Source organism: Parasporobacterium paucivorans DSM 15970, assembly GCF_900141895.1.
Taxonomy (GTDB): domain Bacteria; phylum Bacillota; class Clostridia; order Lachnospirales; family Lachnospiraceae; genus Parasporobacterium; species Parasporobacterium paucivorans.
Genome location: NZ_FQYT01000023.1, coordinates 38578 through 49172, shown reverse-complemented (window position 1 = coordinate 49172; position 10595 = coordinate 38578). Strand labels below are relative to the sequence as shown.

The 10595-nt window shown below is 35.1% G+C and carries 9 protein-coding genes; all 9 read right to left on the bottom strand.

The window, feature by feature from the left end; all coding sequences use genetic code 11:
* Positions 1-321: 321 nt before the first annotated feature.
* A complete protein-coding gene (locus BUA79_RS10285) occupies positions 322-681 on the bottom strand; it encodes a hypothetical protein (RefSeq protein WP_073994340.1) in 360 nt (119 codons plus the stop codon).
* A gap of 348 nt (positions 682-1029) precedes the next feature.
* The gene (locus BUA79_RS10280; RefSeq protein ID WP_094757422.1) at positions 1030-2334 is read right to left on the bottom strand and encodes a glycosyltransferase; all 1305 of its coding nucleotides are present in this window, start codon (positions 2332-2334) and stop codon (positions 1030-1032) included.
* 10 nt (positions 2335-2344) lie between these two features.
* Complete coding sequence (locus BUA79_RS10275) at positions 2345-4480, bottom strand: RICIN domain-containing protein (protein ID WP_073994338.1); 2136 nt, start codon at positions 4478-4480, stop codon at positions 2345-2347.
* A gap of 150 nt (positions 4481-4630) precedes the next feature.
* Positions 4631-5542, bottom strand: coding sequence for an NAD-dependent epimerase/dehydratase family protein (locus BUA79_RS10270; protein WP_073994337.1), 912 nt, complete (start codon positions 5540-5542; stop codon positions 4631-4633).
* Positions 5543-5847: 305 nt separating this feature from the next.
* Positions 5848-7617, bottom strand: a complete 1770-nt coding sequence (locus BUA79_RS10265; protein ID WP_073994336.1) for a hypothetical protein — start codon at positions 7615-7617, stop codon at positions 5848-5850.
* Positions 7618-7689: 72 nt separating this feature from the next.
* Positions 7690-8424 carry an ABC transporter ATP-binding protein gene (locus tag BUA79_RS10260; protein ID WP_073994335.1) on the bottom strand — a complete coding sequence of 245 codons (735 nt, stop codon included), beginning with the start codon at positions 8422-8424 and terminating at the stop codon, positions 7690-7692.
* Between the two features lie 9 nt (positions 8425-8433).
* On the bottom strand, positions 8434-9255 hold the full coding sequence (locus BUA79_RS10255; protein WP_330389251.1) for an ABC transporter permease: 822 nt from the start codon (positions 9253-9255) through the stop codon (positions 8434-8436).
* A gap of 252 nt (positions 9256-9507) precedes the next feature.
* Entirely contained in the window at positions 9508-9849 is a 342-nt protein-coding gene (locus BUA79_RS10250; protein WP_073994334.1) for a DUF2304 domain-containing protein, read from the bottom strand.
* Between the two features lie 25 nt (positions 9850-9874).
* Positions 9875-10585: a glycosyltransferase family 2 protein gene (locus tag BUA79_RS10245; protein WP_073994333.1), complete on the bottom strand. Its 711-nt coding sequence runs from the start codon at positions 10583-10585 to the stop codon at positions 9875-9877.
* Positions 10586-10595 lie beyond the last annotated feature (10 nt).

Genomic DNA, 10595 nt, shown 5'->3' with positions numbered 1-10595 from the left:
AATCATATGGCGGAGCTTGGTATCCCGAACCCTTAAGCTGCCACTGCAGACCGGACAGCAGGAAACTTCTTTACTCTTGATGAAAAATATGTGTATCTGTATTGAAGAGTTTTTCGTATTGTGCTACTATAATCATGTTTATTGGGACCACAATACGAAATCAATCTTTGGTAGGGGAGAAATCGTATTGTGGTTTTTCCTGTTCACCTCAATGCCTATTTGATAATGGCATTATAATACGATATCAATGGACAAAACAAGAGAGCAAAAATATCTGACCATGGACAATGTGAGTGAGCAGTGGCAGGTCAGATCAAGGAGTCAAAAACAATAATAATTATTTTCTCCAGAGAAATTATTATCTAATATATCTGCCTGATAAGATTGATTATTTGGCTCTGATTCATAAAAATATTGAGTATTTACAGCCTCTGTTTTAACTGAATTTATTAATTCTATTTTTTCAAAATCAAGGCTATTGACATTTTGTGTCGTATTAATTGGCTGTTCTTTAAGTTGATTTACCATAGATCCATAATTTGCAATATTATTATTTTGTTCATCAATTACAGGATCAACAGGATTTGCTGCAAATGCCTGGTTTGATGAAAAAGCCATAGTTAACGTCATAATCAAACACACTGCTAACGAAATTTTCGCCCTTATTTTTGTACCTTTCATTTATTATCCCCCATTTTTTTATTTAACAAACTCCCCATTTGAATATTCGTTTTTTATACAAAACCCTCCTTTCCCACTCATTTTTCATTAAGAATTTCACTGTACTTCCAATCACAATTAATAATACTATTTTATACCATATTTTTATGAAATGCAATTTTCTCACTCGAAAAAACTCAAAAAAAAAGCTAATGCTTTATTAAATCTGTCATTAGCTCATTTCTATATAAGGCTTTTATTATAACTGCTGTGAAGTTAATTACTGGCACCCTCTAGACAACATGCTTGGTCGTCTCATTCGTTGCGCCCTCATATAAATCCAGTGAGGAATTTAGATTCAGCACAGATCTATTTTTTCCGAAAGCTTTGTCGCAATTTTCTTATAGGTTTTGTTATTCTCCAGCTTATTGAATTCCGTAAATCATTATATTTTTGGTCTAATCCATCTTTTTCATGCTGCAGTTGCTCATATTCTGTCCGCAGCTGCTCATGTTCTATCTGCAACTGCTCATGTCTTTCTTTATACAAACTACTTTGTCCGCTTAAGTACTCCATGTTACTGTTGTAATTATCATGATATTCCTTATAAACACGATATTGCTTTTCAAATTCCTTAGCAACCGGATCGTAAAAATTATGGAGAGTATTGAGCTCATAGAAGTCTTTAACGGTAAAATCGTACTCTTTTTCCAAAATGATCCTCATATTGTCTTCATTGATATATTCCTCAAGTCTGTTCGCAAGTGGTAGGTCAAGTCCATGAATCTTAAAAGCATCTCTCGTAAGCATGGCCTTTTCTATATCTAGTTCTTCTTTTTTTTGGGACAGTTTATTCCTAAAAAAAGTTCCAAATACTTCAATGAATTTTTCATCGGACATGTCGCCCAGAAAATCGCATTTTATACTCCGGATTTCATTAAACATCCTGATTGATCTCGGAATATTGCTACCACTTAAATTTTTTTCGGGATCCGAGTCTCTCCTGTATTTCACAAGTTTTTCTTCATAAACATAAATCGGATGCTTTTTAACAATTCTGGTCCAATATTCATAATCCTGCAACTGAACCATGGCATAATTATAAAGCCCTACTTCTTTGACCACTTTCATTGGAATTATAACCGACGGATGACATAGGCTGTTTTCTCGAAAAAAAAGCTCCTTTATCCATCCGTTCTGAGATTTATTTCTGACATTCAAAAGATTCTCATTAACATGCGTATATGCGCCTCGCGTAAAATCAGTAACCTCAACATCGTTTTCATCTATGATAGAGACCCACGAAAAGCAGGCCCCACAGTCCGGATTATTTTCCAGATATCTGATTTGTTTTTCAATTTTTTCCGGTTCCCAGATATCATCACTATCGATTCTCGCAAGATATTCTCCCTTTGCAAAACCAATGCCAGTATTGAGCGCAATACATATCTGACTGTTTTTTTCGAGATACACCTTCTCTATTCTTTCATCTAAATAACCATTGATAATTTCTCTCGATGAATCCGTTGATCCATCATCTACAATGATAATTTGTAAATTCGTGTAGCTTTGGTTCAACACGCTTTCAATTGCTTTGGCAATATGCCTCTCACAATTATAATTTGGCATCAATACACTGACCAACTTGTTCATAAGTAATTTCTCCTTAGTCATACAACTTCTTTCAATAATTTACATTTTCCATATACCATTTTTGATTGTCACCGCCATTTGCCGGCCACTGGATAATGGCAGTTCCTTCATTTCCACTTCCTCCATATACGTCCAAAAAACATCCTGAAGCCGATTCCTTAGCCAGTTTGGACATAAAGGATACTGTACCGTCTTCATTCTCAATAATCTCCCATTGTTGGTTAGTGCCGTCGTGATAGGTCCACTGAATGACTCTTGATCCTGGATCGGACGTACCGCCATATATATCCAAAGAATACGTCTCGTCCACAGCAGGAACAATCTTGTAGTACCCTTTTCCAAGAGACTCCACTTTCCAAAATTGATTTGCACTTTCCCGATGGGCCGACTGAATGATCCCTGTTCCAATTTCGGTTTTTCCTCCATCAGCCTCCAGAACAAGGTTACTGCTCTTCGATCTGATAATATATGTTCCGCTGTAATCATTAATCCATCTTGCATACAGCACCATATCTTCTGCCGGCATTCTGTCTGAATTGAAGTCCCAAAGAGTTGTATACGTATCATCTGTATACCATCCGGCAAATAGCAGGCCTTCTTTCGTTGGCTCCTGTGGCTCAGTCAACTGACGTCCCGTCATTACGCCTGCTGCAGTGACAGGACTTCCACCATTGCTGTCATAACTGGCAACATAGTCTTGAACCGGCTCAAGCTGCCACTTTTGATTATCTCCGTTAGTATTTGACCACTGAATCACACTAACTCCTGCATCCCTACCTCCTCCATATACATCCAAAAGATAATCAGAACCATTTTCTTTAGACAGCCTTGACATAAAAGAAATGTATCCATCCGTATTTTCAATGATTTTCCATTGCTGATTTGTCCCACCAAGATATGTCCACTGAATGACTCTGGTTCCTGCAATGGTTCCTCCTCCATATACATCCAGCGAATACACCGGATTAAGTTCGGATGTGATTTTATAGTACCCATTCCCCAAAGACTCAAGTAACCACTGTTGATTAATTCCTCCATGATAAGGCCATTGAATGATATTGGTTCCAATTGCGTCTCCTCCTCCATATACATCCATGACTTGATTGCTGTTTTTAGAACGGATATAATATATTCCGCTGTAATCTTTTGATACCGTCACCTCACAAGTTACCGGTAAATATCCTTCCAGTGATGCCGTGATGATTGCAGTCCCATACCCATTGGCAGTTACTTTTCCTGTAGCGTCGACCGTCGCCACCGACTCATTGTCTGATGTCCATATCACTCCACCTAATGTTGAATCCGCTAAATTTGAAGTTGCAAAAAGCAGGTCTGAAGATCCGATGGATATCAAATCCAAACTTGACTTATTTATAACCATTCCAGTTTCAGATGTCAGTCTGACATTCAAATCTACATTTCCTATTATTCCTGGTATTGAACCATCGCTTGCGTACTGCCACATTACAAAATCCTCACTATAGGTACACGTATCGTTCCATTGGGCAACCCACTTATCAAATCCATTTAACTGTGGGCTTGTCAAAATATTGGTAAGCCAGTATTTACTCGCATACAATCCAGTTTGATAACCCATATTTGAAATCTGAGTCATATATGAAACACAAAACTGGCTTAACATGTCATTCGTAGGCATACCATATTTTGCTTTATATCCATCTGCATCCTCCATGTCATAATAAACGCCCATTACCGGATTTCTTCCATTAATCATTCTCAATGTATGCTGTACTTCACTGTTAACATTATCAAAATTCAAAGCATACGAATATAGATAAACTCCATATGGAATTCCCAGCCGCTCACATTCACTCATGTTATAGACTGCATATCTGTCATCCTGATTTAGTATATCATCTCCATATCCAATCCTGATAATCGCAAAATCAACACCCGATGACCTCACTTCACCCCAGTTGATATTTCCCTGATGACTCGAGACGTCAATGCCTGATAACGAAGATTTTACACCGTACTCATTTAAATAACATTTAAATCCATCAATATTCTGCCAACCAGTAAGCTTATTTCCAAATTCATCATAATAGTAGGTAACGTTATCCGAAGCACTTACTGTGGCTAACATACCTATTGTTAATATAATTGTAATAATTACACTAGTAACCAATCCACTTATATTCTTCATTCGTCAATCTCCTGTATCATCTAATGTTTATATTTTATCATAACAAATTGCATTTTACATCTTAAATTGCCGGAATCATATGTTCGGAAATGAATGCAGAAGAAGCTGCCATCTGGCAGCTTCTTCAAAAGAAATTTTATTGCGTTTTTGCTAGCTAAGAGAAAATCCGAATTTTCTGCTCAAGCTCTCCAATTTAGATTTTATTCCATAGATATCGTTGTTAATAGCATTATTAATTATTGTTTTTATCTTCGCATTGTTTCCGTAAATCACCGGTGAATCGTATTCCCTGTCAGGGTATGCGCCATATTTCAATTTGATTTTGAGTTCATTATTCTGAATGAATTCTTCAACTTTATCCTTCAATGCCACCGGTTTTCCAATGCAGCAGTTTATGGTGCCTAACACCTCATCCTGCAGAATAGACATGGAAATCTCCAAAGCAAGTTCATCCACATTTATGAAGTCATATTTATTGAGCCCTGAGGTAAAAGGGAACTCTTCTTTACCTTCTTTTTCACTCATAAGTAGTTTTGTGAATATCGAATTATTTCCCAGATCATCCCCATATATATAAAACGCCCGCAACCACTGCATTTTAAAATTCTTTGACTGATTTACAACTTCCAGTGATTCCCTTAGTGCATTTTTAGCAATTCCATATAAACTTCTTGGTCTTGAAGGTGTATTCTCATCTATAGCACCTTCATGATAGCCTACTTCATGCATTGAACCCAAAACTGCAATCTGCCTGAGTCCGCCATCAACCAAATTATTAATGAATTTGTAATGAAGCGGTAAAAACTCAATATGAGCGTCTGAATTATGAACAAAACCGTCCTTCCAAGCCAGATGTAGGCAAATATCAGGTTTTCCTAATTCTTCAAATATATTCCCGGATGGGTTAAATATATCATAATTCATGATTTCGGCTCTGGCATCAACATTTTTTGTGTTAATGTCAATTGCAATAACGTGGTGATTTAAATCTAAAAGCTGCTTAACCACATGACGTCCTATATACCCTCCGGCTCCTGTTACAACTATTCGTTTCCTTGACATAATTACCTCCTAGTTTTTGCGCTTTGATTAATTCACAGAGTGAGCAGCGCACACCTCGCCTTGTATCAGATTTTTTTGATCAATCCATTCATCATATGACTTATTCTTTCTTAACATTTTCCTCTAAAATAAAATCTCCGACTAATATCGTTTCGTCAACAATTGATAATCCAAGTCATGCCATTATATCATGGAAAAGCCAAGATTTGCTGTAATTCATTTTGCAATAACTATTTCTTATTATTTTAAAGAGAACTTGAATTATTAAAAAATGAATGTTTTTTCGTTGAGATGTTAATGACTTTTCATTTTATTCTGACAACATAACCTTTTTCATTTTCATATATTTTGGTTAAGCTTTCATAATAATTCTGATTTTCCAAATAATATGTGCTATCTGTTAGTACAAGAAGATATCTAACAGAATTATCATTCTTAATATATTCAAAAAAATTGTAATTTCCCATTATCCATGGATAAATTTCATCGTGTCTCTGATTCGATATCCCTTCAAACCAGTAATAATCTAACCATTCTCCAACCACGGGAATCTTTTCACCTTTTGATGTAAGATTTTCGGCAACCCAGGAGAACAGATCCACTTTGTTCTGATCAAGTTTCCCACCCTCATCCACGTTTCTTTCCATATTAAAATTGTAAATGTTAAAAAGGCTGTTAGATACGTAGTTTGAATTAAACAACGCATTTTTTTCTGATATTTTTTTTTCAACATTAAATATATTGATTGCAAAAAGAATCAATATACAAATCATCACCGCTATTGTCAATAATGCATCTTTTTTATATATTATTGACAAGCCATAAACAAATAAATACATTGCAAGCAACCACATAAAATAATAATTTTTATAATAATAATATGATGATACATGCCCCCCCAACCCTCTGTATAATAAAAAAAGCATGTATAAAGTGAGTATTGGCAACATGTATTTTACTAAGTTATGACTTCTATTCCTAAACAAAGTAAATATACCAAACAAACAGACAGGCAAATATAAAATAAAATTAGAAAATAAATCTTTATAAATATAACCCTCAAGGTTTATTGCTCCACTTACACTAGTACCTGTCGAAAAAAACACATCAAAGAAAATATATATAAATCCAATGATACATGGTATTAAATACATTATAAAATAATTTATAAATGTACTGATTTTCAAAAGAGATTTTTTATTCAAGTGATATATGGATACGCAAGCGAATGTTGAAACTAATACAACTGGAGCAAAAAGTACATAACATGTTAAAATACCTAAGCTTCCTAATCCCATAAGTAAGACATTGAATCTTTTCGAAATTTCATCATTTATATACATCTCAGTCACGCAAATGATGAATCCAATTAAGGTTATTCCAACTCCCAAATATCCAAATCCAAACACCATATTATTCAATGGATATCCCAAAACATATATTAATACTGCTATAAGCCCACTTATTTTCATTATGCCGTTATTTAGATATTTTCTTATACATGCCAGAAACATAAGGCCTGATAATAATAGCATAATTGATTCCGTCAAGATATAAGCCTTATAAAGGAGCGTGGCATTTATAAAATTTGAGGCTACACTTAAAAACATTCCATTATTTAATGGTGCAAAAAACATCCCCTTAACAGATTCCGAATTCACTATGTCCATTGCAAACTGAAAATGTTGTGATGGATCACTTGTTTCATAATTAATTTTTAAGTCGAGGCCAAACTGCCTAAGAAACACAATACATACGGTAGCAAGTAATACAACGAGACAAATAATGTCAAAAATGCTGATTTCATATTTCTGATAGTTTTTAACACTCCCACACTTAACGAAAATAAATATTGACAATATTGCGTTGCACGCTGAAATACTAATCAAATTTATTGGGATACCGACCCAGTTTAAAATTGCTGCAGTAAATACTTGATAGCAGAATACCGTTACAATCGAAATTGTTATCCATGTCAGAATATTTAATTTTCTGTCAGTCTTTTTTACACACAAAATCCCGATAACAGTAATAAGAAAAATCAACACAAAAAAAATCGATTTTATGATTTCCAAAACGCTTCCCCCTAGCCAATTGTCTGCACCTTTGACCTCGTATCACATAGGCTGGTCAACCCCCGGCACAAACTAATTCTTCGAATACATATCACATACTTCAAATACATCACCATGCATTACCATAGTCCCATGATCCAGCCAAGCGGCTTTGTTGCATATTTTTTTCACCTGCTCTATTGAATGTGAAACGAAGAGAACGGTTGTTCCACCTTCCATCATCTTGGCAATTCTTTCTTCACATTTTTCCTGGAATTTAAAATCACCTACTGACAAAACTTCGTCGATGATAAGTATATCCGGTTTTGCTATTGTAGCTATTGCAAAGCCAAGTCTAGCATACATTCCAGACGAAAAGTTTTTTAATGGAACGTCAACAAATGGTTCTAGTTCAGCAAAACTAATAATATCATCATATTTTTCATCTAACATTGAACGTGAATATCCAAGCATAGCTCCGTTCAGATAAACATTTTCACGGGCAGTCAGATCCGGATCAAAACCGGCACCGAGCTCAATCAGTGGAGCAATACTTCCACTCCTTTCCACTGTTCCTTTTGTCGGTTTTAAGACTCCTGCAATGATTTTTAGCAATGTACTTTTACCAGAACCATTCCGTCCAATCAAAGCCATTGAGTCCCCTTTTGCTATTTCGAGGCTGATATTTTTAAGAGCCCAGAATTCATCGTGTGATAATTGACGTTTTAAGTATTTAATGAAATACTCTTTTAAATTATCCACATTTTCTTTATATAGATTAAACTTCATTGAAACATCTGTAATTTCAATTGCATTCTCCGGTTTCATGAATACCTCCTAAATTTTCAATACAAATTCATCCTGTTGTCTTTTAAAAACAAAAACTCCCAGTACCAAGACAATCAGGCAAGGTACAAAGCACCTCAAATGAAGGCTCCATGAAGGTATGTTCCCATATAAAATAACATCCCTAAACATTTCAACAAAACTCGCTAACGGATTAAACATAATAATTGTTTTTAAAAAGTCTGGCAACATTGAAATCGGATAAAATATTGGTGTCAAATACATCCATGCAGTTATTAAAACTCCATAGAGGTGCATTATATCCCGAAAAGAAACCGCCAGTGATGAAAGAAGAACCCCCATCCCAATGGAGAACACTAAAGCATAGATTACAGGGATGAAGAACAAGACCACAGTGCCTGTGATTGGAGTTTTTGTAATAAACATTACGATTACAAGTGCAATCACAGACGAAACAAGGTTTACAAAGCATGATAAAACTTTGGATAATGGAAATAAATATTTTGGAACATATATTTTTTTAATCAAAGGTGCATTGAAAATTATGGACGACATAGCTGTTGAACTTGCTTCACTAAAAAAGTTAAAAATAACCTGTCCACACATCAGATACACTGGGAAATTATCTATATCGAACCTGAACATATTCGAAAAAACAATAGTAAGGACAATCATCATCAGCAACGGATTTAACAACGTCCATAATAGCCCCAGGACTGATCTTCTATACTTGATTTTCACATCTCTTAAAACGAGTTCCTTCAAGAGAAGCTTATATTGCATAAAATTACTTATATAAACTTTAATCTTCAAAATTGCACCTCTGTTATCTATTGATAGTATCGATTCCACTTCATTTCTGATCTTTTTTCAGAAATGATTAATTACAAATTTTTCAATACGGATCACACAACTCCAACCTCTGGGTCTTTCCAGAAAAGTATTCCGAACCATTTCCCAAGAGGATTGTGAGAAGCGGACATCGCTCTCGTAATATCTGGACTGATGAAATCTATTGGATGAATATATCATAGTTGTATTTCGTTGTCATCCTACTTTTCCCGTTCAGTTGGTTGAATTTGTACATTGCGAAAGGAAACAATCTTAGTCCTCATGTAATTTCATTTCTAATAATGCCAAATTCTGAGCCAATTTTTTCAAACGTTTTGCCGTTCTCGATAAAGCAACCGTCAATGTAAAAATAATTACCATCGAGAAACAAAATCCACAAAAAATCAACATATTTATTGGTGTCTCAATTCCCATGACTGTAGAGATAAATCTCATAATATCCGGGAAAACATCCAGAATTAACAATGCTACTATTACACTAATCCATGACAGTGCATACTTGAGCTCTAATCTTTTTTTATGTATCATATTCACTATTACTACAAGTGAAACCAATAATACCAAACCAACAATCAATTGAATTCTTAAGGTCATATCTACTCCAATCTGTTATATATTATTAACAACTTGCCAATCCGTTTTTTTCGCCGATGCATTCTATCAATATTGCCAGGCTAACTTTTGCCATATAATATATGGATTTACGAAAGCAAATAGACGAAACTCCTTCTTCGCGTTCATTCATTATTACCGGAATTTCAACGACTTTCTTACCTCTTCGTAAAATCGCAACAACGCTTTCGGGTTCTGGATAATCAACCGGATAGTCATTCGCAAACATTTTTATTGTATCTCTGTTTATCATACGTAGACCTGAGGTCGGATCCGAAATCTTTGTACCGGTTAAGACCTTAATGAGCCCAGTGAAGTATTTAATCCCTATTCTCCTAGCTGCTGATGACTGAAATCCCTCCAATTCAATGAATCTTGATCCGATGACCATGTCAGCTTTATTACTTTCCATACATTCTACCATTGTCTCCAAATATTTGGCATTATGCTGTCCGTCTCCGTCAAATTGAACAGCTATATCATATCCATTTTCCCACGCATACATATAACCGGTTTGAACGGCACCGCCTATACCAAGATTCACTGGAAGATTAATAAAGTTCAATCCATTATCTCTGCACACTTGCATTGTATCGTCAGTAGAGCAGTCATTAATAATAACATAGTCGAACTCTTGGGCATTCTCTCTTATATCTTCTACAGTTTTTCTTATGCTTGCGCTTTCATTATAGGCTGGAATAATTACTAGTTTTTTCATATTTTTTCCC

Excerpts from the sequence above, each read along its gene's own strand:
- BUA79_RS10285 (WP_073994340.1), bottom strand. The coding sequence starts at position 681 with ATGAAAGGTACAAAAATAAGGGCGAAAATTTCGTTAGCAGTGTGTTTG.
- BUA79_RS10280 (WP_094757422.1), bottom strand. The coding sequence starts at position 2,334 with ATGACTAAGGAGAAATTACTTATGAACAAGTTGGTCAGTGTATTGATG.
- BUA79_RS10275 (WP_073994338.1), bottom strand. The coding sequence starts at position 4,480 with ATGAAGAATATAAGTGGATTGGTTACTAGTGTAATTATTACAATTATA.
- BUA79_RS10270 (WP_073994337.1), bottom strand. The coding sequence starts at position 5,542 with ATGTCAAGGAAACGAATAGTTGTAACAGGAGCCGGAGGGTATATAGGA.
- BUA79_RS10260 (WP_073994335.1), bottom strand. The coding sequence starts at position 8,424 with ATGAAACCGGAGAATGCAATTGAAATTACAGATGTTTCAATGAAGTTT.
- BUA79_RS10250 (WP_073994334.1), bottom strand. The coding sequence starts at position 9,849 with ATGACCTTAAGAATTCAATTGATTGTTGGTTTGGTATTATTGGTTTCA.
- BUA79_RS10245 (WP_073994333.1), bottom strand. The coding sequence starts at position 10,585 with ATGAAAAAACTAGTAATTATTCCAGCCTATAATGAAAGCGCAAGCATA.